The sequence below is a fragment of the Methylobacterium sp. genome (genome assembly GCF_019745455.1).
Lineage (GTDB): Bacteria > Pseudomonadota > Alphaproteobacteria > Rhizobiales > Beijerinckiaceae > Methylobacterium.
In genome coordinates this window covers 2,501-28,304 of sequence record NZ_JAIETD010000135.1, presented here as the reverse complement: position 1 = coordinate 28,304, position 25,804 = coordinate 2,501, and the positions used below count along the sequence as shown (strand labels likewise).

Here is a 25,804-nt window from a genome sequence, read left to right as displayed (position 1 = left end):
TGAAAGTTCTTCGTTTTCAGATAGAGGGCGAAAAGATCCGCTAGGAGGACCGTCAGCCCTTCCGAGATAGCCTTGGTCGCCTCAGGCGCCAGATCGGTCGGAGTGTTGAGGCGATCGGATTCGACGCGAAGGCGCGCGGTATTGCTCTTGGCCATAATGATTTCGAGCTCCGGTAGAAGAGGGCGAGGTTCGACGCCCTCGTCTTCAACCGGGCCAATACCGCCGCGCGCCGAGGGTTCCGTACAATACCGGGCGCGGGACGTTACGCCTCAGCCAAGGACGACGACGCGGCTTCCGATCTCGACGCGGCCGTAAAGATCGATGACATCCTGGTTGATCATCCTGATGCAGCCCGAGGATACGCTGCGCCCGATGGATTCCGGCTCCAGTGTGCCGTGGATGCGATAGAGCGTGTCCTTGTTGTCCTGCCACAGGTAATGGGCGCGAGCCCCAAGGGGATTTCGCGACCCGCCGGGCACGCCGAGCCCACTCTGGAGCTGCGTCACCTCCTTTGCGAGCTTGGGCGTGCGGGCGATCATTTCCTTGGGGGGATACCAATCGGGCCAGGCCTGTTTGGAATTCACCGTCGAGACTCCAGACCATGAGAAGCCCTGCTTGCCGACGCCGACACCGTAGCGGCGCGCGCGGCCGTTCGGCTGCACCAGGGTCAGGTGATGCGCGCGCGGATCGACCAGGATCGTGCCCGGCGGCTCGCGGCCGGTATAGGCGATGTCCTGACGAAGGAACGCGGGATTGGCGCGCTTGAAGTTGAAAGCCGGGATCGGGAACGGCTCGTCGGTGATCGCCGCATAAGCACGGGCGTGGTCGATCGGGCCGTTGTCGAGCGGCCGCGCCGCCGCGATTTTGTCATATGCCCTCGGCTCCGCTGTCCGTTTGCGGACCACGGCATCGACCTCGGGATCGGCAGCGGTGTCCGCTCTCTGTCTCTCGCGCTGCACCGGCACACCGCGTCGCTCGCCATAGGGAACGTATTGCCCGCCCCTGCGACGGTAGAGCTGGCCCGCTTCGTCTCGATAGAGACGATCATCGTCATAAGGTCCGTATCCGTCGATGCCGTCCGGCCCGACCGGGCCGCCTTGAGCAAATGCGGGGACGCCTAAGACAACGAGGCTGGTTGCGGCACCGGACAGGAGGGCGCGGCGGGACGGGTTGGTCATGGGCAGGCTGCTCGAAGTGAAAGCCGTCGACGGCGATGGGTTGTGCGCGGCCTAGCAAGACGGGAACGCGACGTCACGCCGGATCGCTACGGATGTGATGAGAACGGTCGCGCGCCGTTAACGGCTCATCCCGTCTTGAGCCATGATCTCAGGACGAAGCCGACCAGTCCGAGCGCCACGACGCTCGCGGCCCAGATCGCAGCGAACCACGCCAGGCGCCGCCAAAGCGGGCGAGGTTCGTCCGCCCGCATCAGTGATAGCCTGAGGAATCGACCTTTCCTCGAAACACCCAGTAGGAATAGGCGGTGTAGGCGAGGATGAGCGGGATCAGAACCGACGCGCCGACGAGGATGAAGACCTGGCTCGACCGTGGAGAGGCTGCCTCCCAGATCGTGACACGCCCCGGCACCACGTCGGGGAAGATGCTGATCCCGAGGCCGACGAAGCAGAGCAGGAACAGCCCGAGTGCGATGAGGAAGGGCGCCCTGTCGGCGCCCTTCTTGAGGGCCAGGAAGAACAGGAAGCCGGCGATCGCCACGAGGAGGGGGACCTGGGCGGTCAGGAGCACGTTCGGCATCGCGAACCAGCGCTCCCAATACTTGCCTTCCAGAAACGGCGTCGCGGCGCTTACGCTTCCGATTGCCAGGAGCGTCGCACCGGCGAGCCATAGCGAGAGGCTTCGTGCCCGATCTTGCAGGGGACCTTCCGTTCTCATCACCAGCCATGTGCTGCCGAGAAGGCCGTAGCCGAACAGAAGCCCGACGCCGACGAGGATGCTGAACGGCGAGAGCCAGTCCCACCAGCCACCCCCATAGGCGCGGCCATCGACCTTGATCCCTTGCAGGAGGGCGCCGAGCGCGATGCCCTGGGCGAGCGTCGCCACCACCGACCCGCCCGTGAAGGCAACGTCCCAGAACGCCCGGTGGGCCGGATCGCGCCAGCGGAACTCGAAGGCAACGCCCCGGAAGATGAGCCCCAGCAGCATGGCGATGATCGGTGCGTAGAGCGCGGGCATGATGATGGCGTAGGCGAGCGGAAAGGCGGCGAACAGGCCGCCGCCCCCGAGCACCAGCCATGTCTCGTTGCCGTCCCAGACCGGCGCCACGGAGTTCATCGCCGTATCGCGTTCAGGCCCCGGCGCTAAGGTCGGGAAGAGAATCCCGATACCGAGGTCGAAGCCATCCATGACGATATAGGCGAATACCGCGAACGCGATCACGAAGGCCCAGACGACTGTCAGGTCGAGATTCTCGATCATCGCGCTGTCCTATTCCGCAGGCTGAAGGGTGCGATCGGGATCATGCGCGGGGGCAGGGGTGATGCCGGCGGTCCGGATCGGCACGCCGGTTTCGACACCATGCTCGCCCGGCTTCGGCGGCTTCGCCATCAGACGCAGGATATAGATCACGCCCATGGAGAAGACCGCGAAGTAGATGACCACGAAGGCCATGAGCGAGGCTCCGACCGCCGGCGCCGAGAGCGGAGAGGCCGAGTCTGCGGTACGCAGCAATCCGTAGACGGTGAAGGGCTGCCGCCCGACCTCCGTGGTGATCCAGCCGGCGAGGACGGCGACGAAGCCCGCCGGCCCCATCGCGAGGGCGAAGCCGTGGAGGGCGGGCCATTCGTAGAGCTTGCCGCGGGCGCGGGCGAGAAGGCTGAGGGCGCCGAGTAGCAGCATCAGCATGCCCATTCCGACCATGATCCTGAATGACCAGAACACCACCGGCACCGGTGGCCAGTTCTCCCGCGGCACGGTGTCGAGTCCCTTCAGCGGCGCGTTGAGGCTGTGTTTCAGCACGAGCGATGACAGCTTGGGGATCTGCAGGGCATAATCGACGCGGCCGGCCTCTTGGTTGGGGAGACCGAAGAGGATCAGCGGTGCCCCCTCGGGATGGCTCTCGAAGTGACCCTCCATCGCCATGACCTTGGCCGGCTGATGCTCCAGCGTGTTGATCCCGTGCATGTCGCCCGCGAGGATCTGGATCGGCGCCACGATGGCCGCCATCCACATCGCCATCGAGAACATGGTCCTGGCGCCCTCGCTGCTCTGGCTCAGGGTCGAGAGCCGGTCCTTCAAGAGGTGCCAGGCGCCCACGGCGCCGACGACGAGAGCCGTCGTCAGGTAGGCGGCGAGGACCATGTGCACGAGGCGGTAGGGGAAAGACGGGTTGAAGACGATCGCCCACCAATCCAGCGGCACGAACTGACCGGCCTCGTTGACGCCGTGCCCCTGGGGCGTGTGCATCCAGGAATTCACCGACAGGATCCAGAATGCTGAGAAGAAGGTGCCGAAAGCCACCGCCAATGTTGCAAGGAAATGCAGTCGCGGCCCGACCTTGTTCATCCCGAACAGCATGACGCCGAGAAACCCGGCTTCGAGGAAGAAGGCCGAGAGCACCTCATAGGCCATCAACGGACCGAGAACCGGACCTGTCTTGTCGGAGAAGACGGACCAGTTCGTCCCGAACTGGTAGGACATGACGAGGCCGGACACGACTCCCATGGCGAAGGCGATCGCGAAGATCTTGATCCAATACTTGAAGAGATCGAGGAAGACCTGACGCCCGGTCGCTAGCCACAGCCCTTCGAGAACCGCAAGGTAGCTCGCCAGTCCGATCGAGAAGGCCGGAAAGATGATGTGGAAGGCCACCGTGAACCCGAATTGGATCCGGGCGAGGAGAAGGGCGTCGAAGGTCGAGAGCATGGCAGGCCTCTGGAAGCCATTCGGTGATCGCTTATCGGCTGCTCACCGAGAACAGGGAAGGGGGCTTGAGAGTTCGTCCGGTCAGTGATGTCGTTTGGCCGAGACTTCGCACGAGGCTCATGATCGCAGCGGCACCGGGGAGCTTTGGTCTGAGGCGGGAGCGCCCGTGTCCTTCCGGAGACGGCGGATCGCAACGGATCCGATCGAAGATGCCCTGATCCTGGCCTCGTCGAAGAATTGGCCTCCCTCGGCTCGGATGCACGGCGAAGTTCATCTGGTCCTCGGTCGTTGCTCGCCGGTGGCTGACGAGCAGGAGGCCAGGCATCAACCCACGTCAATGCCCTAGCTCAGCCAGGTCCCGTGATGGTCCAGGAAAGACCGGGCAATCCCGAGCTTTCAGACACAGTAGACCCCGGCGATTGCCGCTTGTGATACGAACGGGAGCAACGATCTGCTGGCTCGACGAAAGAGGTGCGGTCGTTCGGGCGAAGCCGTAGAAGCGATGGCGGTCTCTGACGGTGATCCGAACCTCTGATGAAGCGACTGTGAGCGCCGATCGATCGAGCCCTGTGCGCCCGCGTCGCGTCGTCGTTCTGGGCGGCACCGGCACGATCGGCCGCGCCAGCGTGCGAGCGCTGGTGGCACGCGGGCATGAGGTCGTCTGCCTCGTCAGGCGCCAGGCAGAGATGCCTGCGGGTGCGACCGCGAGGGTCCTGGACGTCACCGATTCCTCGGTGCTCGCACGCGAAGGCTTTCGCGGCGAACGGTTCGACGTCCTGGTCTCCTGCCTCGCCTCGCGCACCGGATTGCCCGCCGACGCCTGGACGATCGATCACGGGGCGCATGTGAGCGCGCTGGAGGCGGCGAAGGCGGCAGGCGTAGGCCAAGTCGTCCATCTCTCGGCCATCTGCGTCCAGAAGCCGGTCCTGGCCTTCCAGCACGCCAAGCTGGCCTTCGAGCGGGAGTTGGCCGGCTCGGGACTCGACTACACGATCGTGCGGCCCACGGCCTTCTTCAAATCGCTCTCTGGGCAGGTCGACCGGGTGAAGCGCGGCAGACCGTTCCTCGTCTTCGGCGACGGGCTGCTGACGGCCTGCAAGCCGATCAGCGACGACGATCTCGGTGCCTATCTCGCCGAGTGCATCGACAACGACGAACGGCGCAACCGCGTACTCCCGATCGGCGGGCCGGGCGGGGCGATCACCCCGAGAGCGCAGGGCGAGCGGCTCTTCGCCCTCCTCGGGCGCGAGCCGCGCTTCACGCATGTCCCGGTCAAGATGCTCGACACGATCATCGCGGTCCTGACGAGTCTCGGGCGGGTGGTGCCAGCCCTCGCGGCCAAGGCCGAGCTCGCCCGCATCGGGCGCTACTACGCCACCGAATCCATGCTCGTCATGGACCCTGCGACGGGCCGATACGATGCGGATGCTACCCCTTCGACGGGGTCGGAGACGCTGTTCGACTATTACGCGCAGCTGGTCCGGGGCGAGGCGAAGGCTGAGCGTGGCGACCACGCCGTGTTCTGACGAACCCCTACTCCGCGTCGCCGTCCTCCACCGCGATGCCGTGCTCGGAGAGCACCCAGAAGATCGCCTCCAGATCCTCCGCCGTCACGTCGCGAGGCGGCAAGGCTTCTTCCAGGTCGTCGTAGGTGAGACGGCGCAGCTTCTGCATCTCGACCTTTTCAAGAAGCGCATCCACCGCGCGCCGGATGTCGTCGGGCATCGCGTCGTGGCTCGGGAGCCGCGGTGGTCGCAGCGATCTGAGCGCATTGGCGAGCAGGCGATCGATGATCGCTTGCCGCCGCTCATAGGTTTCGTCGTGGTTCATCGGGCTGTTATGGGTCGCCGCTGCGCGCTGTCGAGGGCCGGTCACGCCGGTGCGCTGCGCCGGACGCGCACGGGGATCGCCTTGGCCGCCGGGGTCTTGGCCTCCTCGTCGTAGTGCCAGAGCGGGATCAGCGGGTTCAGCTCCGGATAATAGCCGCCGCAATTGCCGGGCGGGATCTCGTACTTGACGATCCGAAGGCCGCGCACGACGCGCTCGATCCCGTCATCGGCTTCGGTGGCGAGGTCCACATTCTCGCCGTCGCGAAAGCCGAGGCGGTCGATGTCGTCGCTGTTCATGAACAGGATCGTGCGCGTGCCCTTCACGCCGCGGAAGCGGTCGTCGTAGCCGTAGACCGTCGTATTGAACTGGTCGTTCGAGCGAAGCGTCATCAGGTCGAGCACGTCGGCGTGGCGTTTGGGCATATCCGGGTCTTCGTTCAGCCCGTCCGGCACGGTGAAATTGGCCTTGCCGGTCTCGGTCTCCCAGCGCCGCTCGCGGGCGGCGAGCGGCTTGTGCAGCCCGCCCGGATCGAACATCCGGCCGTTGAGGTCCTTGAACACCTCCGGGTAGGTCGCCTCGATCGCGTCGCGGACCTTGGCGTAATCCCCGACCCAGGCATCCCAACCGACCTTCGGGTTCGGCTCCAGCGTGGCCTTGGCGAGTTCGGCGACGATCCATGGCTCGGAGCGGACATGCTCGCTCACGGGCTTCGTCACCCCGCGCGAGCCGTGGAAGCAGGAGGTCGAATCCTCCATCGAGACCGCCTGCGGCCCGCTCGCCTGCAGATCGACCTCGATTCGCCCGAGGCAGGGCAGCAGGTAGGCGACGGCGCCGTTGACGAGGTGCGAGCGGTTGAGCTTCGTCGCGATCTGCACGGTGAGGCGCATGCCGCGCCAGGCGTCCTCCATCCGAACCGTATCGGGGATCGCCCGCACGAAATTGCCCCCGAGCCCGATGAAGGCCTTCACCTCCCCGGCGACGATGCCCTCACAGGCCTCGACGGTGTTGAGCCCCTTCTCCCGCGGCGGCTCGAAGCCGTAGAGCTCTTTCAGCGTATCGAGGGGCGCGAGCTCCGGCTTCTCGGTGATGCCGACGGTGCGCTGGCCCTGGACGTTGGAATGCCCGCGCACGGGGCACAGACCGGCGCCGGGCCGCCCGATATTGCCGCGCAGGAGCAGGAGGTTGACGAGCATCCGCACCGCCTGCGTACCCTTGCGGTGCTGGGTCAGCCCCATGCCGTAGACGGCGATGGTGGAGCGCGCCCGCGCGTAGACCCGTGCCGCCTCCTCCATCGCCCCCCTGGTCAGGCCGGAGCGCGCTTCGAGATCGGACCAATCCTGCCCATCGCAGAAGGCGACGAAGTCCTCGAATCCGTGGGTGTGCTCCGCGATGAAGCCCACATCGAGCATGCGCGGGCGCCCGACCTGCTTCGCCTCGCGGTCCTCGGTAATGAGCCACTTACACATCCCGGTGATCGCCGCGATGTCGCCGCCGGCCTTCACCTGATGATACTGCGTCGAGATCTCGGTCGCATGCCGCGTCGCCATCTCGACGACCGATTGCGGGTTGGTGAAGCGCTCGAGCCCGCGCTCGCGCAGAGGGTTGAAGGTGATGATCGGGACGCGGCGCCGGCGCGCATCCTGCAGCGGATGCAGCATCCTCGGCGCGTTCGAGCCGACATTCTGGCCGAAGAACAGGATCAGGTCGGTGGTCTCGAAATCCTCCAGCACCGTGGTGCCGACGGCGACGCCGATCGTGCTCTTGAGCCCCACCGAGGTCGGCTCGTGGCACATGTTGGAGGAATCGGGCAGGTTGTTGGTGCCGTAGAGCCGCGCCAGCAGCCCGTACATGTAGGAGGTCTCAAGCGAGGCCCGGCCCGAGGTGTAGAACACCACCGATGCCGGATCGAAGCCCTTCAGCTCGCGCCCGATCTCGGCGAACGCCTCCTCCCAGGTCACCGGAACGTAGCGGTCGCTCGCAGCATCGTAGCGCATCGGGTAGGTGAGCCGGCCCTTCTCCTCCAGGGCGTAATCGGTCCAGCCGAGAAGCTCGGTGACGGTATGGCGGGCGAAGAAGTCCGGCCCGACGCGTTTCGCCGTCTGCTCCCAGGCGGTCGCCTTGGCGCCGTTCTCGCAATATTCGAAGGCGCTGGGCTTGGCCGGTTTCGACCAGGCGCAGGAGACGCACATGAACCCGTCGGGCTTGTTCTGCTTCATCAGCAGGGCCGCCCCCGAGACCGGGATCTGCTCCCGCGTCAGGATCTCGGCCAGCGACCCTGCCGACCCCCAGCCCCCCGCCGGCCCCTCATACGGCTCGATGATCGGCGTCGCCATCTTGTCGGTCATGCAAGGCCCCGGCTGCTGCGGCAGGACAGTGCAACAGGGGTGGGCGCAGGGGGTTCCCTAACTGCAGAATTAACCTTGTAGACGTTCGGGGCGTCGCTGTTTGGGCTACAGACGAGGACGATGGTTGCCGACCATGGACGTTTGTGCTCTGGCGGGCCGCTGCGAATCAGTTCTCAGTGATACAGGTTCCGTTTTTGTCGCGGTCGCTAGGTCTAACCATGGCCCCAGTTGGGTGTACCAGTCGACTCTGCAGATAGAGTCCTGAAGTCGCAATTCGATTGTAACGCATCACCCTATGTAGGCGCTTAAGGCGATTTCACACCATCTGGCTTCTAAACCCATCGATGAGGGCCGACACTTCCGAGTATAGGTTCGGCTGGAGCAGCTTACGCTCGTTAGTCAATTTGATCGTCTTTCCGCTCATCTCATATCCATTTAGCGACACCGACCCCACAATGAACTGGGCGTTCGCAGGCCTCCGCGCTTCAATCGTACTGAAGATGCGCTTCGCGTTTACGGGATCCTGATCCTGCTGCAATGGACTGTCGAGGATGACAGGTGCCGTAATTGCTGTTGTATGCTCGAAGCAGGTGCTGACGAACGCAAGGATATAGGACAGGACCGCACGTGGATGAACCGATCCGGTATCCTCGATAACGTAGTGGATTTTCTGCGCTCTATCCAAATTGACATTCTTAACATCGAGAAAATTCAAGTTTTCTCTTATCTGTTGTGCAAAGAACGTCTCCACTTTCTGCTTCCGTGCTCTGTTTTCGAGTTTGCGAATTGATTTTTTGACCAAATCGATTTCAGTGGTCAGATCACCTGTCTTGGCCTCAATCTCCGCGGCTTGTTGATCGAAGACACTCAAAGCCTGACGCTGTCCTTCTGAGGCGATTACCTGAGCCAGAGTGATCTCCCCCTGTTTGATGGTGAGTACCTGCTGGGCGGCGGCAATCTGCTCGTCAACGGTCCTAAGATTAAGGCGAGCGGCTTCAACCTGCGCTTTGACCTCGATCATCTGGTCGACGAGTTCATTCAGAACCGCAACGCATGCCTCGCGGTCCTCAATGATGCCGAACTTCATAGCGAAGTTATTTTCGTGGATCGTTCCGCACGTTGGGCAGGGGATATCCTCATCGCCACGCTCGACCAGCCATTGGCGGTCGTTCTCAAGCTCTTTCAGGGCGCGACGTCCGACCTCGAACTGGTCGTTCAGGAGCGTTCTTTGCGCGATAGCGTCGCTCAATGCAGCGGCGAACTTGGATCGCTTCTCGCGCATCTTTTTCAACTCCGCGAGCAAACGCAGGATCGCTGCTTCGTACGCCTCCTGGTCAATTGACAACGCATCCTGAGTCACAGATTGCCGAAGAGCAAGGGCCGACCGTTCAACGACGGTCGCTTGGCTCTGCAACTCGCCTTTCTCGGCGGTCATTTGTTGAAGCTCGGCTCGGCGGACGAACCATTCGTCCGGCAGGATGCCCGAGTGGTATGAGACAATACTACGATGGTACCCAGCGAACTGCTTCAGCCCATCGAACGACTGCCAGGGCCGCTCCCAACCTACATCCTGATCGACGTAGAACGGTAGAAAGAAGAAGGCGGGTGTCGGAGTTGTTGGTTTCCCTTTGCGGTCAGGCAGGACAAGATTGATTCCAAGTAGCTTTGCGAGAGACGGAGCTAACTGGCTTGTCACCCTTTGCATCGACTCCTTGAGGACACCTGCGCCATCGAAGAGCGCAAAAATTGATCCATGCCGAAACATGAAAAAGGTTTTATCGTCTACTTGGAATTCAAGAAGTCCAGTCACCTTTAGGTTAGGCCAGCTTTCGTGAACGCGCGCAGGATCTGCGCCGAGGACCCAGTACAAGGATTTGATCAGGGACGACTTACCGGTTGAGTTGCCCCCTAGAATGATCGTCATTTTCGGGTCGAACGTCGTCTGGAACGCCGCCTGTTCCAGGTCGGACATGAGATACAATTTTTTGAAGCGTAAGTTTTTCATCTGTCTTCTTGCGCAAATTCCTCACCAGTAGTCTGAATTTCCGCTCGTCTCTCATGATGAGAACTCATATAGAAAGGCGGCACTCAGGTACGCGTCGTCCTGAGAGGTGCCAAACTGCTGGGCGAGCGCGCGGACGCGATCAAGATTTGATCTGACGATTTCAGCGAGTGTCTGATCGTTATCGTCGATACTGTTCACGAGATCGCGAAGTTTCGTGCAGAAGCGCTCGAATGCGAGGGAAGCTCGGCTGAGCTTGTCAACCTCGTAGGCTGCCCAAGCCCGGCCGATGTCGCGCTTCTGGACGGGAGATATGCCTGTAAGGTCGCTCGAAACGGCAGACCACTTTGGCCTACTCTGATGGCGCCGTTTTGTTTCGTCCAACATCTCTTGGACCTGAGCACGCGTGAGCGCCTTCGCCCGCATTAAATCCTGGAAGTTCGTCACGCTCCCCATGTGCTTGGATCGTTCTCGGGCGTGTTCGAGAACGACCACGACGAACGCCGATGATGGACAATCCGGAATGCCAAGTTCGCACTCAAGGAACTGGAGGATCAAACCCCGGAGCATGGTTCCGGGCCTGCTCAGCGGGAGGTCCGATAGATGATACTCGAATAGGTTGATGTCGCTTGCAGCGAACGTTGGAACCTCGGAAGCTATGGCTTTACTGAGCGCGTCAGTTTTGACGCTATCCCCTTCGTCGAAGGTACAGGGGCACTTCGACCGCTCGATGAACTCACAAGGCTGGTTGGTGACGAAACCTAGAACCTCAGCCGCACTGCCAAATTTGATCCGGTTGTCGTACATCTTGGCCACGATTGATGGAACTCTGTCGCTTCCTCCACGCCGCTTGTAGCGTTGTGTAAGCCGCGTCACGGTCCAATGACCAGAGTCTCTCGTTTTCACTTGGTAAAAGCGTGCTTTCGTCGGCTGGGACGAGCCGTTGAGCACGACAATGTCGTCGTGGAATTCAAACGCGACTGCGTAATCGTCGGACTTTTCGTGCAGCATCAGAACGAGCGAGACAGCCCACGAGGCTTGGTAATCGAGCCGTTCGAGCGCGATGCTTCCGCCCTTCTCGCGTTGCGGGACGGCAACGAGATCATCTATCAAGCTCAAGGCCTGCACTCCCGTGGCCATATCCTTTTCATGGGAGGATCATGCATAGGTGGCTCCGACGCAACCTTGGCGGGTCGCCTTTCGTGTGGGCCGTCTAACCTAACGTGCCCTCCAGAAAGTCAGCTTTCCCCCACCATCGGTCGCTAGTGCCGCTCATTAGGCTGCTTGGAAGCGGACCTTCTCAGAGCCCGCTTTGGGTCACACGAAGAAACGCCCCTGCATCCTGATTTCCGCATCGGCTTCTCCCGAACCCTCGACTCCTTCCCCTCCCCTACCCCACCCCCACCGGCCGCTTCGTCACCGCCGGGACCCGCATCGTCACGAGTTCCTCGCCGGCGGTCGGGTGGACCGCGATGGTGCGGTCGAAATCGGCCTTGGTGGCGCCCATCGTCACCGCGATGCCGACCGCCTGGATCATCTCGCCGGCATCGTGGCCGAGGATGTGGACGCCGAGGACCCGGTCGGTCTCGACGTCGACGATGACCTTCATCAGCATCCTGTCCTCGCGCCCCGACAGGGTCGCCTTCATCGGGCGGAAGCTCGACCGGTAGACGTCGACCGAGCCGTGGCGGGCATGGGCCTCGGCCTCGGTGAGGCCGACCGTGCCGATCTCCGGCGTCGAGAACACCGCGGTCGGGATCAGCGAATGGTCGACGCTCCAGGGTTTGGCCCCGAAGACGGTGTCGGCGAAGGCGTGGCCCTCGCGGATGGCGATCGGCGTCAGGTTGGCGCGGTTGGTGACGTCGCCCACCGCGTAGATCGAGGGCACGGCGGTCTGCGAGAAGGCGTCGACCGGGATCGCCCCGTTGCGGTCGAGCGCGATCCCGACCCGCTCCAGGCCGAGCCCGGCGACATTGGGCGCGCGGCCCGTGGCGATCAGGACCTGGTCGACCTCCAGGGTAACGCCGTCGTCGAGGGTCGCGACGAGGCCGCCTGCGGTCCGGTCGATCCGGGCGAGGTTTCTCCCGAGGCGCAGGTCCATGCGCTTGGCGTAGGATTCCGCCAGGGCCTCGCGGATCTCGTCGTCGAAGCCGCGCAGCAGGTGGGTCCCCCGGTGCAGCAAGGTCGTGCGGCTGCCGAGGTTCGAGAAGATCCCGGCGAACTCCACGGCGATGTATCCGCCGCCCACGACGAGGATGCGATCCGGCTTCTCGGTGAGCTCGAACACCTCATTCGAGGTGATGGCGCTCTCGATTCCGGGAATATCGGGGAATTTCAACGGCTTGCCGCCGACGGCGAGTAGAATGTGCTTTGCACGCAACACCTTACTACTCGAGAGCAACCGAACCCTGTGCGAATCCTCGATCACCGCCCGCGTCGGCTCGATATCGACGCCCGATCGCATCAGGTTGGTGTCGTAGATCGCCTCCAGCCGCGCAATTTCGGCGTCGCGGCGGGTTTTCAGGACGCTCCAGTCGAAATGCGGCTCGGGCACGGACCAGCCGAAGCCGGCGGCATCCTCGAACTCCTCGGCGAAGCGGCCGGCATAGACCATCAGCTTCTTCGGGACGCAGCCGCGGATGACGCAGGTTCCGCCGACGCGGTACTCCTCGGCGAGCATCACCCTGGCGCCGTGGCTCGCGGCGATCCGGGCCGCCCGGACGCCTCCGGAGCCGCCGCCGATGACGAAGAGGTCGACGTCGAAATCGGCGCGGTCGGAAGCGGCGTCGGTCATGGGAGGATCCTCGCGTTGGCGCTGACGTCCATCGCCCGCAAGCGGCCCGCGATCAAGCGCGGCCCATGGTCCGCTAGAGCCCGGCCGAGGCCTTGAGCACCGCGTTCATCCGGTCCTGCCAGCCAGGCCCGTCCTTCTGGAAATGCTCCAGCACGGCGCGCTCGACCCGCAGCGTCACCATCTCGCGGGCCGCCGGCACGGCAGCAGCGGCCGGGACCGGTGCCGGAGCGGCGGGAGCCGCTACCTCGACGGGTTTGGTGGTGGCGGCCTTGAAGGCGGCCTCGGCGGTCTGGCGCGGGTCGCTGGTACGGCGTGTGCGATCGAATGCCATCGCGTTCTCCTCAGGCCTTCACGGTCCGCTTGCGCTTGGGCGCCGGCGGGGGAGCCGCGGCCTTCGCCTCGGCGTCCGCGGCCTCCTTGGCGAGCCGCAGCGCCCGCAGCTTTACGGTGCGCTCGTCAACGGCCTTCACCGAAGCGAGATGCTCGGCCATCGCCTGTGCGCCTTCCTTGGCCATGCGCTCGGCGCGCTCGGCACGCTCTTCGGACCGGGTCCGGGCGTCGGTCTCGTCGCTCATCGTCATCCTTCCTCGTTGCCTCTCCTTCGGAAACCGCGATGCGCGCGAAGCTCGGCGAGACCCGGGAGGGCCGGAGCGCCGATCGGCGGGTGGCCGGTCGTCCGAAGGGAATCCCGGTCACGGCGCGAGTGCGCGCCAGCGGCGGGACGAGGCAGTCCACACACCCTTCGCGCGGATCGGCTCAGAGCGGGATAGAGCCGCAATAGCACACCGGGGCGTTGAAATGCCAACGCGGCCGGGCGCCTGCCGCGCCTTATCCTCACGATACGGTCGAGGACGCGCTTTCATCCGGCCCGGCGCGACTACCTCAGGGCACCAAGAGAAGGCCGCAAAGGGCCAGGACCAGGGCGGGCGGCATCATCAGGAGACCGAGCTTGAAGAAGTGCCAGAAGCTCACGTCGAGGCCTTCGCGGCGGATCGCCGTGAGCCACAGAATCGTGGCGAGGGAGCCCGTGACCGACAGGTTCGGCCCGAGATCGATGCCGATCAGGATCGCCCCGGCGACCTTCGCGGAGACCTCCGCCTGCTGCAAAGCCGCGCCCGCGATCAGGCCGGCCGGCAGGTTGTTCACGAAGTTGCACAGGAAGGCCACCAGCGTTCCGCTTCCCCAGGCAATGGCATCCGGAGCCGCTTGCCCCCACTGCCTGAGGGAGCCGGCGATGAGGGTCAGGAGGCCGGTCCTCTCCAGGGCCTCGACGAGGACGAAGAGGCCGGCCACCAGCGGCAGGACGCTCCACGAGACGTCCCTGACCACCTCGAGCGCGCCGCCGCGCTTGATCGCCAGGACGAGCAGCGTCGTGAGAAGTCCCGCGACGAAGGTCGGCAGGCCGAGCTCGCATCCATAGGCGGAGGCAGCGAGCAGCACGAGGGCGGTCGCGACGATGCCGAAGCCGGCGATCCTGCCCGTGCCGGATAGCCGATCCGCTTCGATCTTTGTGGCGAGATTCTCCCGCTTCAGGGCTGCGTTCTGTGTCAGGCGGAGGACGACGTAAGTCGCGAGGATCGCCAGCGCCGAGGGTAAGGCGAAGCGTGCGAGCCATTCGGTCAGCGGCGGCATATGGGCCGCGTAGACTACGAGGTTCGCCGGGTTCGAAATCGGCAGGACGAAGCTCGCCGCATTGGCGATGAAGGCGCAGATGAAGAGATACGGCAGCGGGTTCTCGACCCTCGCGGCCCTGGTCGCCGCATAGACCGCCGGGGTCAACACCACGGCGCAGGCATCGTTCGACAGGAACACCGTCACAACCGTCCCGACGAGATAGACCAGCAGGAACAGCCGCGTCGCCGAGCCTCTGGCCAGGCGGACCGCGATGCCGGCGAGCCAGTCGAACAACCCTTCCTTCCTGGCGATCTCAGCCAGCAGCATCATCCCGATCAGGAATAGGTAGACGTCGGTGCCCTTGAGCACGCCGCTCGCCGCTGTCTCCGGCGAAATCAAACCAAATGCGAGCAAGGCTACGGCGCCCAGCACCGCCCATACGGCCTCTGGCAATGAGAATGGGCGCAGGATGACGCCGAGGGTCGCGAGGCCCGCGATGATCCAAGTCGCGAATTGCGGGGTCGTGGAAAGGGCAAGCATGGGGTTGAGATCCGCGACCGGCTTTGGCGAGGATGTGAACCGATACGCTCAAGCGGTCGAGCCCCTCGCTCACTCGGCTGGCGCCGTCGCCGGTTGAGGTGCCCCATCTCTCGGCGGCATCGCGTCGGACGAGGCCGGCGGCTCGAACCCGTAGGTCTCCGGCATGGCGACGAGGTAGAGGACGAAGCCGGCCGCCGCGATCCCCGAGAGAACGAGAAAGGCTGTGGAGTAGCCGGCCGAGACGATAATGAGTCCCGCCAGCGTCGCCGAGAACGAAGCGCCGAGTCCCTGCGTCGTCGCCACGGCACCTTGCGCGACGTTGAATCGGCCGGTGCCGCGGGTGAGGTCGGAGACGACGATGGGGAACAGAGCGCCGTAGATTCCGGCGCCGACGCCGTCGAGGAGCTGGACCCCGACGAGGTAGAAGGGGCTGTCCGAGAGTGTGTAGAGCGCTCCCCGGATCGCGAGGACGCCGAAGGCAGCGAGAAAGATCGGCTTGCGGCCGATCGCGTCCGCCTTGGCGCCGACGAACATCGCCACCGGAACCATCACGAGCTGGGCTGCAACGATGCAGATGGAGATCAGCGAGGTGGCGCTCTCCTTGCCCTGGAGTCTGGTCAGCAGCTGGCCGACGGACGTGAGCATGGCGGCGTTCGAAAGGTGGAAGACCGCCGCCAGCACGGCGAACAGCATGAGGTAGCGGTTCTGCAGCAGCGCAGAGAGGCCGGAGGGCTGGTCTTGGTCGGTATCGGCCTTCTCGTCGAGACCACGGGCGAGATCGTCGTCGATGGCGTTCGCCGGCACCATCAGCATGGCGCCTACACTCAGCACCGCCAGGACGGCCATCAGCCAGAACACGACGACCGGACCGAAGAAATAGGCGGTCGAGCCGGCGATCGCCGCCGAGACCGCGTTGCCGGCATGGTTGAAACCTTCGTTGCGTCCGATCCTTCTCGCGAACATCTTAGGCCCGACAACGCCGAGGGTGATGGCGGCGAGAGCCGGCGGGAACACGGCGCCCGCGATCCCGGCCACGGATTGGGTCGCGGCCACGACGTAGAAGTTGGAGACGAAGGGCAGCAGAAGGCAGCTCGCCGTCACCGCCAGGGCGCCCGCGATGACGATCGCCCGCTTGTTGTTCGTGCGATCGATCAAAGCGCCGGCCGGTGTCTGAGCGATCAACCCGGCGATGCCCGCGATGGTCATGATGAGGCCGGCCGTGGCCTCGTCCCAGCCCTGATCGGGTCCGCGCACGGCGATGAGATAGATCGCCAAATAAGGACCGAGACCATCGCGAACATCGGCGAGAAAGAAATTGAGAGCGTCGAGGCCGCGCAAAGATCGCTGCGACGGTTTACGCGCTTTCGGGGTCATCGCGGTCTCGGCCGTCATTGCGTTGTCCCGATGACGCGCACGTGGTCGCTCGATCCGCGGTCGACCATAACGGCAGACCCGGTCAGCACCTGTTTCACGTGAGCGTTGTGGTAGGCGGAAGACTGGTCGAACCTGGCGGCTCGCTTGAGGGCCGTCATGCTCGGACACTGCGCAATGGCGCGGTCAGGACTTTTGTTCCCTGCGAAATCCTTCGTCTGACGCAATTTTTGAATTGATCGTGGATTATACGATGCGGCTCAAGCGTAGAGCATTTTATCGAAAGCGTGGCGCTCTTCCCGACCCATCAATGAATTCATAATTCGCCGAACGGTTGAGCGTGTGGAGCCGCTTGCCGGGCCAGCCGGGACCAGCACGCAGGGTCGTTTCGACCGTCTGCCCGAAGCCGTCATCGTCGAGGCGGGTAATGCGTGCAAGCGAGAGAGCCTCACCATAGCCGCGACGGCCGTCCTGAACCGGGCGAATCAACGCGCCGCCGCGCTCGACGATATGGCCGGCCGGTCTCGCCGAAGCGATGTCGATCAGAACCGGGTTCTGGGCGTGCGGCACCCACGGACCTCGGAAATCCGGTGCGGACCACAAGTGAAGAGCATCGGAATAGGAGCCGCGCACGGGGCCGCCATCGTGATCCGCTGCGAAGTCGCGGACGGTGGCGAACATCCACCAGCGTCCGTCCCGCTCGATCAGGGTGACGTCGCCTGCTGTCAGGCCCGACAGCAGCGTTGCCTCCTTCACCCAGCCACCAGGAAAGGCAGTCGATCGGTACAGACCGACCGTGCGGTTTGCAGACCCCTCCGGGATCATCCAGATCGCGCCGTCGCGTTCGAACACAAAGGGGTACGAGAGATGATAGGGCTCGTCGAGCACCGGGATTGGCGTGCCAACAGGCCCGGTCCCATCGAACTCCACCGCGGAGATGATCGCCTTGCCGCGGGCATGCTCGTAATCCTCGACGAACAGGATCGTCCGCCCGCGATGATCGAGTGCGAAGGGATCGGCGTAGAAGCGGTGACCGTCGTCGGGCAAGTCGTGCCATCCGGACGGCGGATGAGCACGCAGGTCGATCAGATCTGGCCCGTCGAGCCGGCGCCAGCCCACCCGCCAGTGGGGCGCCCGATAGCAGAGGTGATAGATCCGGCGCAGGATGCCCCATACGAGCATCTTCGTGGCCTTCACCCCCAGGAATGGCAGCGAGAGATCGGGAATCGCCGGAGGATCAGGTTGTTCTTCCCCGGCCTCGAGGCGCGGGCGTCGTTCCGAGACCGCAGCGGCAACGAACATCGTGGCGCGCGTTACGCCATCTTCGAAGGAGACGATGGTCGACCCGATCGACTCAGTTCCAAGGCGAGCCGACGCAATGACGCGGCCGTCCTCTCTCAACGTCGACACCGGCATGCGACCATCGAGGATGGAAGCGAGCAGTGCCTCCTCGCCGGGACGACCGTCGAACAGAAGCGTCCACACGCGCGGCCCGGTTTTGTCGGAGACATCGCCGCAAAGATCGAGAACGAGGTCGGGCTCCGCGTTACTCTTCGGTGCGTAGACCCTCAAAGACTCCGGAGCGATGAATGCGGAGGGTCCGTCCACGGGAAGCCGGCCGAGCATCGCTTCGAGGCGAAATAACAGATGGGAATTGTCGGGTAACCCACCGGGACCGGGACTCGCGTCGATCTCGAGGCCGACGCCGGGGAGGCCAGCGAGGCGTGCGATGAGGGCTAGATGCCACCGGCGGGGGCTGCGTCCGTCGAGCCGCAATCTCAGGCGCATGGACGTTGCCGCTCCGATGAAAGAGGGCATGCGCCCGTCGCAGCAAACTAGGCTCAAGGCCGTTGAGAAAGGATTTCGCTGCGCTGCTCCAAGCCTCGCAAACTATGGCCAAGTTCTGCCAGAGAAGCCTGGAAAAGGGAAACCATTTTTGCCTATTAATGATGCAGTGGTCAAAACTGACACTATTCTGTGCAGTATCCCGATGTACTCGTATCGCCTCGATATGATGATGCAAATTTTTGCATGCACATATTGCTTGCAAACTGCGAGATATATCGAGCAGCAACGTGCAATCGTCCATGAATCTCTGTTATGTTTATGTCATTAATTGCATCGGCCTGTTTACAAGCCGTGGAGACGACAAATCATGAATACGACTTCGCCTCGCGAGACTGCAACGATCTATACCTTTCGTCCTCGCTCCGTTACGTTCCCGATCGGAGGCAAGCCAGGACAGATGTCGGCTGAGGAGCGGCCTGCAACTCAGGTGGCGACATGCGACTTCGGAAGCGGATGGTACCATGACGCCGCCATTCAGGACGCAACCGTATCTCGCAAGTCATAGGAGGGCATCGTCGCCGTCGGACGGCGCGAGCCCTTGCGAGACGCATTTCGCGTCGCCTCGCATGATGCACCACATTGCTCGTGCTACGTGTTGCGAGGGTTCGTACGCGTATCGCGAAGATCGCGGAACCTGACGCTTCGCGTCAAAGGCGAAGTCGCTTGAAGACCGGTTCGGGGATCGTGCAGATGACTGCCATGACGAGACGCCAGATCCGCCTGACGTAGATGATGTCGGCCGTTGCTCGCTCAGTGGCTTCGTAGATGGCGCCTGCAACCTCGGACGGGTTGGCGGTGAGGATCGGCGGAAGCTTCATTGAGCGGGTCATCCGCGTGCGCACGAAGCCGGGCTTCACTGTCACCACCCGGACTCCACTTCGCGCGAGGCGGTTGCGAAGGCCGGACAAGAAACTGCTGAAGCCCGCTTTAGCTGATCCGTAGACATAGTTCGAGCTGCGCCCGCGGTCGCCCGCCACGGAACTTACGCCCGCGATGCTCCCGTGACCGCGCTGGGCGAAACGCTCCGCCAGGATACCGAGGAGGAGGGACGGGCCGACGTAATTGGTCGCCATGACAAGGCCGGCATGTTCCGGGTCCGCCTGTGCCCGAGTCTGGTCCCCGAGTTCGCCGACGACGCAGACCACGGTGTCCGGCAGCACCGGTAGGGCATCGACGAAGGTGGCCAGGGTATCGAGCGCGAGGATGTCGAGGGAGAACATCGTCACGTCAGCGCCGGTGCGAGCCGCCAGATCATCGGCATTGCGTTGAGCCCGGGCAGGATCGCGAGCCGTGAGCAGGATGCGCCAGTCCTCCCGAGCATAGCGCATGGCCACCGCGTGGCCGATATCCGACGTCGCGCCGACAAGGAGAAGGACCTTCTGGCCGGCCATCTAGATCCCCAATCGTGCAGAAAGGTGAGAGGTGAGGCGTGATTCTGCGCCGATACTGCGGCGCAGTTCGCGAAACTTATTCAAATTCGAATATCCGGCTTCGAAGGTTTCACGAGCCTGCCGCGAATCCTTGGCGAGGTATAACCGGCCTCCCGATATGGCGACGAGGCGGTCAATCGCATCGAGGACGGTGAAGACGGTCGGCGTCGCGGGTAGGTCTAGGGTGAGCGTGTAGCCCTTCATCGGGAATGAGAGCAGTCCGTTCCCGGTCCCCAGATGCTTGAGGACCGCTAGGGGAGAGGCACAACCGAGGCGTGCTACCCTGTCGAGGATCTCCGGCAGGATTGCCGCCGAATCTGCCGCAGGGATCACGCACTGGTGCTGGACGAAGCCGCGTCGGCCATAGAGCCGGTTCCAATCGCGCAGTCCGTCGAGAGGAAAGAAGTAGCGGTTCCATGGTATGTAGCGAGGCGCGCCAACTCGTGAGGCGCCGCGATTGTAGTAAAGGGTGTTGAACGCTCCGATGGACAACCGGTTGAGTGACTTTGGCGGCAAGTCGAGCGGTACGGCGAGACCTGCTTTGGTCTTGGTGGACAACGATCGAAGATGCGCCGTGTCGGCGAAGCTCGCATGTTCCCCGAGAAAGACCAAGCCTCGTCCGAGCGCGGCGCCGCGGCTCAAGCAATCCACCCAGGCAACGCTATAGGAGGCGTCGGCGGATTCGTCCAAAGCCGCGGTTAGTCCCGCCAAGTCTGGGGCCGCAATCGTGCTCTGACGAATCCAGCCGCTCTCGATCGGGCGCAGACGCAAAGTGGCCTCGACGATCGTTCCGGTCAGGCCCATCCCGCCGATGGTCGCGGCGAACAGTTCAGGATGGGCCTCACGCGAACATCGAACGGCGATCCCTTCCGGCAGAAGAAGGACGAAGGAGTCGATCTGGTTACCCATGCCGCCATCGCGGTGATGGTTCTTGCCATGAACGTCGGCGGCGATCATGCCGCCGACCGTAACGTACTGCGTCCCCGGTACCACAGCCGGGAAGTACCCACGTGGTACGAACGCGGAAAGAATGTCCGCCAGTAGGACACCGGCTTCTACCGTGAGCAGACCGGACGGCGGATCGAAGGTTCGGAAGCGATCGAGACCACGCATCGCGAGCGTTTGGTAGAGCCCGATTGCTGCGTCGCCGTAGGCACGACCGTTTCCCCGCGCGACGTAGTCGGTGCAGCCAGCTATCAGTTCCGGCAGCCTGTCGGGGGTCTCTGCGCAGACGAGGCGGCTCTCGGCGCGCGGGTATCGCGCCCAGCCGGTGAGTGTACGAACCGGATGGCGCATGAACGCTGTGTCCGACCTCACGCGACCCGGCTTTTGGGAGTCAAAGCGGTCGCGTAAGAATCTTCCGCAGTCCGTGGAACGACCGTTTCATGCCCTCTGATCGACTTTTGTCCGAGAACTTTCCAGAGAAGCACCGCCGAGATCAGCAGTGTCACTCCCGCAGCCGATGGGATCGCCGCTCCGAAACCTGCCGATAAGCCGGCGTCGAGTGGTTGACCTTCCTCGCTCAGGTCCAGGGCTCGAGTCGTCAAAAGGCCGAGGCCCGAGGTGACGAGGCTGAGGATCATGAGTGCGACCTGCTGCCTCGAGGTCGCTGAGCGCAGAAAGTCCGGCATCAGAAGCGCGAGCGCGATCCCGTAGATGGGCAGGTCATAATCGTAGGCATAGGGGCTGATTAGGAGACTTGCCAGTGCTGTGAAACCGAGGATTCTGGTCGTGCTCAGCCGTCTTCCGATGACGATCAACGTGCAGCCGAGGGCCGAGCAGGCGACGAGCACCTGGGCTGCCATGGCTATCTGAGGCGCAATGTCGATGCTGCGCAGCGCGGCGTAGACCGAGATCATCCTGAAGAGCGGGTAATAGCCGCTGAACAGGAACATCTTCGCTTCTTCAACACCCCCGAGAAAGGCCGTCCACACCGGCGCACCGAAGGCGATGGTGGCGAGGACGCAACCAAGGATCGCGGTCGAGCCCGAAAGGACGAAGCAGCCCCAGCGCTGCGTAGCAACCACATGGAGCGCGAAGGCGACGGCCAGATGAGGCTTGATTACCATCAGTCCGAGCGGCACTCCGGCAGCCGATGATCCCTGCATCAGACCCAGGACGCATAACCCTATCAGAGCGCCGGTCAGAAAGCCGTTCTGTCCGCAGCCGATAGTGACGAGGATGGCCGGGTAAATCGCCAGAAGCACGATCGAGAAAGTCTCTCCGGCAATGCGACGCAAGATGAATAGGAAGGCAGCGAGGGTAAGTGCCGTAAAAATCAGATAGGCGAGCCAATGCGGCAGACAGGCCAGAAGCGCAACGACGAGGTTGAAGGGCGGGGGATAGGTCCAGGGCAGAAAACTCTCCCCCCCGCTGAACGAGCGTTGCGCCTGAAACAGCGCAGCGGATCGATACGCATCCGCAATCTCGCCACGCCAGGCCATATGTCCAGCGATGTAGAAGGCATCGAAATCGGTGAGTGACCTGCCCGGCTGGTCAGAAAGCCAAGCGAAGCGGACAGCGCTATGTACCACCGAGATGGGGAGCAGCAGAAGCAGAACTCGCTGCACCAAGGTCGAGGTGAGGAGTGTCCCGATCATGAAGGAAATCCGCGCTGCTGCGGGCTGATTTGAATTCGTTTCAGCGCGCAAGCGACATAGCCGCCTCCATCGCCGCAACCGACAATTTCATCGTGTGTTTAAGGAAGAGTTAGTTTCAATCCCCGAAGATTGAGCCCTCAAGAGGGAAGGCGGGAGATCTCTGCGTGACGGTGACCGCAGCACGCACGGACGAAGGGATGGTTCACTCGACCAAACCCACGGTACTGCTCGACCTGCCCGCCCACATGACCTCCGCGCAGCTCTTGCCCCTCGTTATCGATCTCGATCGCGAGGCGCTGTCGCCGAGATGGATACCGGAGCTCTTCATCTCCTCCGTACGATGCGGGTTGGGCGGCACATGGTCCTTCATGCAGACCTGTGCTTCAGGCCGAAACTCCCTCGATGCCATCGTCCAGTCTCTCCCCGGGCTCGCGATCAGCGACGGGGTTCTGGACCCTAAGATCGTGGCATTGGTCATGGAGATCCATGAAGAGGGCGGTAAGGTCATCCTTCTGACGCGAGCATTTCCGGCCTTAGCGCGACGCCTTTGCGATACGAAAATCTGGGCCGATGAGATGATCGTCGCCGATGAGGACGGTGATGTCGGTGAACTCGAACGACTCGCGGCGGTGATGGCACGGTGTCCGTCCGGGTTTACCGTGCTACCATCAGACGACCTGTCGCTATGGCGGCGTTCGGGCAACTCCTTGCCTTCCGCATCCCTCTACTCGCAAGCGGAAGATCGTGCGTCTCCAGAAGGCACTTTCGCAATCTGGTCGCGCGCGATGCGCCTACACCAATGGTGCAAGAACCTCCTCATCTTTGTCCCCCTGATCCTTGCCGGCCATGCCCTGGACGTGAAAGCTTGGCTGATGGCGGTGACGGGCTTCATATGCTTCGGGCTCGTTGCTTCGGCGACCTATCTCATCAATGATCTTCATGACCTTGAACATGATCGGGCCCATCGCTCAAAGCGGTACCGACCGCTCGCAAGCGGCCTTATGACCATACCCTCGGCAGTTCTCGCGATCGCGGCGGGACTATGTCTCGGAATTATACTAGCCGCATCAGCGGGACCGGCGGCCGTACTCGTAATCGGAGTCTATATATTTCTGACACTGGTCTATACGCTTATACTTAAGCGAATAGCAATGATAGATACCGTGGCTTTAGCCGCTCTATTCACGCTAAGACTATTGGCGGGTTCGGTTTTCTGCGGAATAGCCGGGTCGCCATGGTTATTCGTACTTTCGATGTTCATTTTCACATCGTTGGCGCTAGCAAAACGCTTCAGCGAGATCCGAATTCATGCCGCGCGATCTGACGCGGCGATCCCCGGGAGAGGCTATCTGATTGAGGACGGACCTGTCGTCCTGACCTTCGGAGCTGCGACGGCGACCGCGGCTGTACTGATCGTATCGCTTTATATCTTTGAGGCCCCAGCTCGTCAGGCTTTCTATATCCGACCGGAATTCCTATGGGCTGCCCCTGTGGCTGTTTTTCTCTGGCTGGCACGGGTCTGGACGCTCTGCGGGCGCGGCAGTCTCAACGACGATCCCGTCGAGTTCGCGTTGAAGGACCGGGCGAGTCTAGCGCTCGGCTTGATCGTAGCAGCAAGCTTCGGAATTGCCTGTGTGCCGGCTTGAGCCGCCACAATAACGCGCCTTGGATCGAACCGAGTCACGTTACACGATGGCTTTGAAAACCAGCGATGCGTTGAGGCCGCCGAACGCGAAGGAGTTCGACATTGCCACCGGCATAGCGAGCGGACGCGCGACATTCGGGATGCAATCGAGATCGCAACTTGGATCGAAGGCGTCGAAATTTGCCGTCGGTGGCGCAACCCTACGGGTCATGGCCAGCACCGTAGCGATCGCTTCGAGGGCACCGGCCGCCCCTAACGCATGGCCGGTCACTCCCTTGGTCGATGATACCGGCGGACAGGACAAAGCCCCAAACACGGATTTCATCGCCTCGGCTTCGGTCCGGTCGTTCGCTGTCGTCCCGGTTCCGTGAGCGTTGATGTACGCGACGTCTTCTGGCCTAACGCCGGCATCGGCAATCGCCTGCCTCATCGCACCGGCCATGCCTGCTGCACTCGGCGCGACGATGTCGCCCGCGTCGGCATTCGATGCAAATCCCGCGACTTCGATGGCAGTTCGGTGGCCACGGCGGACGGCATGCTCGGCAGTCTCGAGCACGAGGATGCCGGCGCCTTCAGAAAGGATCAACCCATCACGCCCGGCAGCGAAGGGCCGGCAGGCCGTTCGCGACATGATTCGCATCGACTCCCAAGCCCGGATCGTTCCGACCGACAACGGCGCTTCACATCCGCCAGTGATGACGATGTCTGCCAGACCTCCGCGCAGGAATTGAAGTGCCAGGCCGATAGCGTGTGTCGATGACGCGCAGGCACTCGACACCACGAAGCAGGGTCCACGAGCTCCCGTGGCAATGGAGATCCAGCTCGCAGACGAGCTTACCATGGCCCGAGCCACGGTCATCGGATGAAGCCGCTTGTTATTTTGGCCATAAAGACGGACATATTGCTCGTCCATGGTGCACTGACCACCGGCCCCGTTGCCGATGATGACGGCGACACGTTCAGGATTTGGGAGAGTGGCAGGTAACCCGGCATCAAGCATTGCCTGGCGAGTCGCGGCCAAGGCGAACAAGGCACTGCGATCACAAGCTGTTATCGACACGCCGAGGTCACGAAAGATCTCAGTATCGGAGATCTCGGCAACCGTCAGCCCGGAGCCGGGTAAAACCGACGTCTCTCCAAGGGCCGGCGTCGGACCTATCAGGCTCAACCAGAATGGATCGACCGAGAGGCCGTTCGGTGCGACGACGCCGATGCCGGAGACGACAACGGTAGTCAAGCGGCGATCTTCCGGTTCTTGAAGGTCAGGATCTCTGTAGCCAGGTCACCAATGGACTTGAGATCGGTGAATTTGAGATTCGCATTGAAGTCGAGATCAATGCCGTAATGATCCTCGATTTTGAATAGTATCTCAACGAAATCGAACGAGTCGATACCGACCGCTTCAATTGTCGTCGACTCCGAGAGTGCTTCTCCCGCTTCGGTGCGATAAGGCTGCAACGTCTCGATCAGGAACGTGACCACAGAAGCCTGAGTGGCGTCTTCGATTCTCGAGGGTGTCATGATCAGCTACCTTCAACCGAAACATCGTCTATGGCACGCAGAACGATAGTCGATTTTATTTTTCAGCAATTTTTAATGAAAATTAGGATTAATCGGAGCCGCATAAAGATGTTTGATTTCTGAAATAATTCGATATCGTCGATTAATATTATTAATAGATAGTGAAATTTTGAAAATCAATCTTGCTTGACGAAACTTCATTGTATAATAAAATGCCCGTCTCATTGCCGATATACGGTGAGCTTTCCCCGTTGACCACGATTATTACTTTGAGGAGGCCTCAAGCGCTGATGTATCAGCAGGCACTTCTCACTCGGATTTACTTGGTCCAGTTCCGTAGTGTCTCATCCGAGCAGCCGATCTTAGCCACGACCAATGTTAT

The 25,804-nt window shown here is 62.6% G+C and carries 22 protein-coding genes and 1 pseudogene; 3 read left to right on the top strand and 20 right to left on the bottom strand.

The features are described from left to right. From K2Y56_RS23215 to K2Y56_RS23195, 5 genes and pseudogenes are all read right to left on the bottom strand, one after another. A pseudogene (locus K2Y56_RS23215) lies at window positions 1-155 on the bottom strand (DNA starvation/stationary phase protection protein); the annotation flags it as partial. Window positions 156-269: 114 nt separating this feature from the next. Beyond that, a complete protein-coding gene (locus K2Y56_RS23210; protein ID WP_292513456.1) occupies window positions 270-1,178 on the bottom strand; it encodes a L,D-transpeptidase in 909 nt (302 codons plus the stop codon). Window positions 1,179-1,303: 125 nt separating this feature from the next. Then, window positions 1,304-1,429: a DUF2474 domain-containing protein gene (locus tag K2Y56_RS23205; protein WP_292513454.1), complete on the bottom strand. Its 126-nt coding sequence runs from the start codon at window positions 1,427-1,429 to the stop codon at window positions 1,304-1,306. After that, window positions 1,429-2,436, bottom strand: a complete 1,008-nt coding sequence (gene cydB, locus K2Y56_RS23200; protein ID WP_292513451.1) for a cytochrome d ubiquinol oxidase subunit II — start codon at window positions 2,434-2,436, stop codon at window positions 1,429-1,431. The genes K2Y56_RS23205 and cydB overlap by 1 nt, the downstream gene beginning before the upstream one ends. A gap of 9 nt (window positions 2,437-2,445) precedes the next feature. Beyond that, the gene (locus tag K2Y56_RS23195; RefSeq protein WP_292513448.1) at window positions 2,446-3,882 is read right to left on the bottom strand and encodes a cytochrome ubiquinol oxidase subunit I; all 1,437 of its coding nucleotides are present in this window, start codon (window positions 3,880-3,882) and stop codon (window positions 2,446-2,448) included. A 569-nt stretch (window positions 3,883-4,451) separates the two neighbouring features. Between K2Y56_RS23195 and K2Y56_RS23190 the strand changes: the two genes are divergently transcribed. Beyond that, window positions 4,452-5,408 carry an NAD(P)H-binding protein gene (locus tag K2Y56_RS23190; RefSeq protein WP_292513446.1) on the top strand — a complete coding sequence of 319 codons (957 nt, stop codon included), beginning with the start codon at window positions 4,452-4,454 and terminating at the stop codon, window positions 5,406-5,408. A 7-nt stretch (window positions 5,409-5,415) separates the two neighbouring features. On the opposite strand, the gene K2Y56_RS23185 is transcribed toward K2Y56_RS23190, so the two are convergent. The 10 genes from K2Y56_RS23185 to K2Y56_RS23140 form a co-directional block, all read right to left on the bottom strand. Beyond that, on the bottom strand, window positions 5,416-5,712 hold the full coding sequence (locus K2Y56_RS23185; RefSeq protein ID WP_292513443.1) for an RNA polymerase sigma factor region1.1 domain-containing protein: 297 nt from the start codon (window positions 5,710-5,712) through the stop codon (window positions 5,416-5,418). A 41-nt stretch (window positions 5,713-5,753) separates the two neighbouring features. Beyond that, complete coding sequence (locus K2Y56_RS23180; protein ID WP_292513440.1) at window positions 5,754-8,057, bottom strand: FdhF/YdeP family oxidoreductase; 2,304 nt, start codon at window positions 8,055-8,057, stop codon at window positions 5,754-5,756. A gap of 316 nt (window positions 8,058-8,373) precedes the next feature. After that, window positions 8,374-10,062, bottom strand: coding sequence for a hypothetical protein (locus K2Y56_RS23175; protein ID WP_292513437.1), 1,689 nt, complete (start codon window positions 10,060-10,062; stop codon window positions 8,374-8,376). A gap of 51 nt (window positions 10,063-10,113) precedes the next feature. After that, window positions 10,114-11,187: a dsDNA nuclease domain-containing protein gene (locus K2Y56_RS23170; RefSeq protein WP_292513434.1), complete on the bottom strand. Its 1,074-nt coding sequence runs from the start codon at window positions 11,185-11,187 to the stop codon at window positions 10,114-10,116. A 262-nt stretch (window positions 11,188-11,449) separates the two neighbouring features. After that, window positions 11,450-12,853: a glutathione-disulfide reductase gene (gene gor / locus K2Y56_RS23165; protein WP_292513430.1), complete on the bottom strand. Its 1,404-nt coding sequence runs from the start codon at window positions 12,851-12,853 to the stop codon at window positions 11,450-11,452. A gap of 73 nt (window positions 12,854-12,926) precedes the next feature. Beyond that, on the bottom strand, window positions 12,927-13,184 hold the full coding sequence (locus K2Y56_RS23160) for a BrnA antitoxin family protein (protein WP_292513427.1): 258 nt from the start codon (window positions 13,182-13,184) through the stop codon (window positions 12,927-12,929). A 10-nt stretch (window positions 13,185-13,194) separates the two neighbouring features. After that, window positions 13,195-13,428 (bottom strand): hypothetical protein, encoded by a 234-nt coding sequence (locus K2Y56_RS23155; protein WP_292513424.1) that lies wholly within the window; start codon window positions 13,426-13,428, stop codon window positions 13,195-13,197. Between the two features lie 307 nt (window positions 13,429-13,735). Continuing rightward, window positions 13,736-15,007, bottom strand: a complete 1,272-nt coding sequence (locus K2Y56_RS23150; protein ID WP_292513421.1) for an arsenic transporter — start codon at window positions 15,005-15,007, stop codon at window positions 13,736-13,738. A 69-nt stretch (window positions 15,008-15,076) separates the two neighbouring features. After that, a complete protein-coding gene (locus tag K2Y56_RS23145) occupies window positions 15,077-16,399 on the bottom strand; it encodes an MFS transporter (protein ID WP_292513418.1) in 1,323 nt (440 codons plus the stop codon). 255 nt (window positions 16,400-16,654) lie between these two features. After that, on the bottom strand, window positions 16,655-18,166 hold the full coding sequence (locus K2Y56_RS23140; RefSeq protein WP_292513415.1) for a formyl transferase: 1,512 nt from the start codon (window positions 18,164-18,166) through the stop codon (window positions 16,655-16,657). Between the two features lie 367 nt (window positions 18,167-18,533). On the opposite strand from K2Y56_RS23140, the gene K2Y56_RS23135 reads away from it, so the two are divergent. Continuing rightward, window positions 18,534-18,731 carry a DUF2735 domain-containing protein gene (locus K2Y56_RS23135; protein WP_292513412.1) on the top strand — a complete coding sequence of 66 codons (198 nt, stop codon included), beginning with the start codon at window positions 18,534-18,536 and terminating at the stop codon, window positions 18,729-18,731. Between the two features lie 142 nt (window positions 18,732-18,873). On the opposite strand, the gene K2Y56_RS23130 is transcribed toward K2Y56_RS23135, so the two are convergent. The 3 genes from K2Y56_RS23130 to K2Y56_RS23120 are packed head-to-tail and all read right to left on the bottom strand — an operon-like array spanning window position 18,874 to window position 22,256. Then, window positions 18,874-19,617: an SDR family oxidoreductase gene (locus K2Y56_RS23130; protein ID WP_292513409.1), complete on the bottom strand. Its 744-nt coding sequence runs from the start codon at window positions 19,615-19,617 to the stop codon at window positions 18,874-18,876. Further along, entirely contained in the window at window positions 19,618-20,952 is a 1,335-nt protein-coding gene (locus K2Y56_RS23125) for an FAD-binding oxidoreductase (protein WP_292513406.1), read from the bottom strand. Window positions 20,953-20,969: 17 nt separating this feature from the next. Next, window positions 20,970-22,256 carry a glycosyltransferase family 87 protein gene (locus K2Y56_RS23120; protein WP_292513402.1) on the bottom strand — a complete coding sequence of 429 codons (1,287 nt, stop codon included), beginning with the start codon at window positions 22,254-22,256 and terminating at the stop codon, window positions 20,970-20,972. Between the two features lie 164 nt (window positions 22,257-22,420). On the opposite strand from K2Y56_RS23120, the gene K2Y56_RS23115 reads away from it, so the two are divergent. Beyond that, window positions 22,421-23,902, top strand: coding sequence for a UbiA family prenyltransferase (locus tag K2Y56_RS23115; protein WP_292513399.1), 1,482 nt, complete (start codon window positions 22,421-22,423; stop codon window positions 23,900-23,902). A 39-nt stretch (window positions 23,903-23,941) separates the two neighbouring features. Here K2Y56_RS23115 and K2Y56_RS23110 read toward each other — a convergent pair whose 3' ends face one another. After that, window positions 23,942-25,138 carry a beta-ketoacyl-[acyl-carrier-protein] synthase family protein gene (locus tag K2Y56_RS23110; RefSeq protein WP_292513396.1) on the bottom strand — a complete coding sequence of 399 codons (1,197 nt, stop codon included), beginning with the start codon at window positions 25,136-25,138 and terminating at the stop codon, window positions 23,942-23,944. Further along, a complete protein-coding gene (locus K2Y56_RS23105) occupies window positions 25,135-25,422 on the bottom strand; it encodes an acyl carrier protein (RefSeq protein ID WP_292513393.1) in 288 nt (95 codons plus the stop codon). The genes K2Y56_RS23110 and K2Y56_RS23105 overlap by 4 nt, the downstream gene beginning before the upstream one ends. Between the last annotated feature and the right edge of the window lie 382 nt (window positions 25,423-25,804).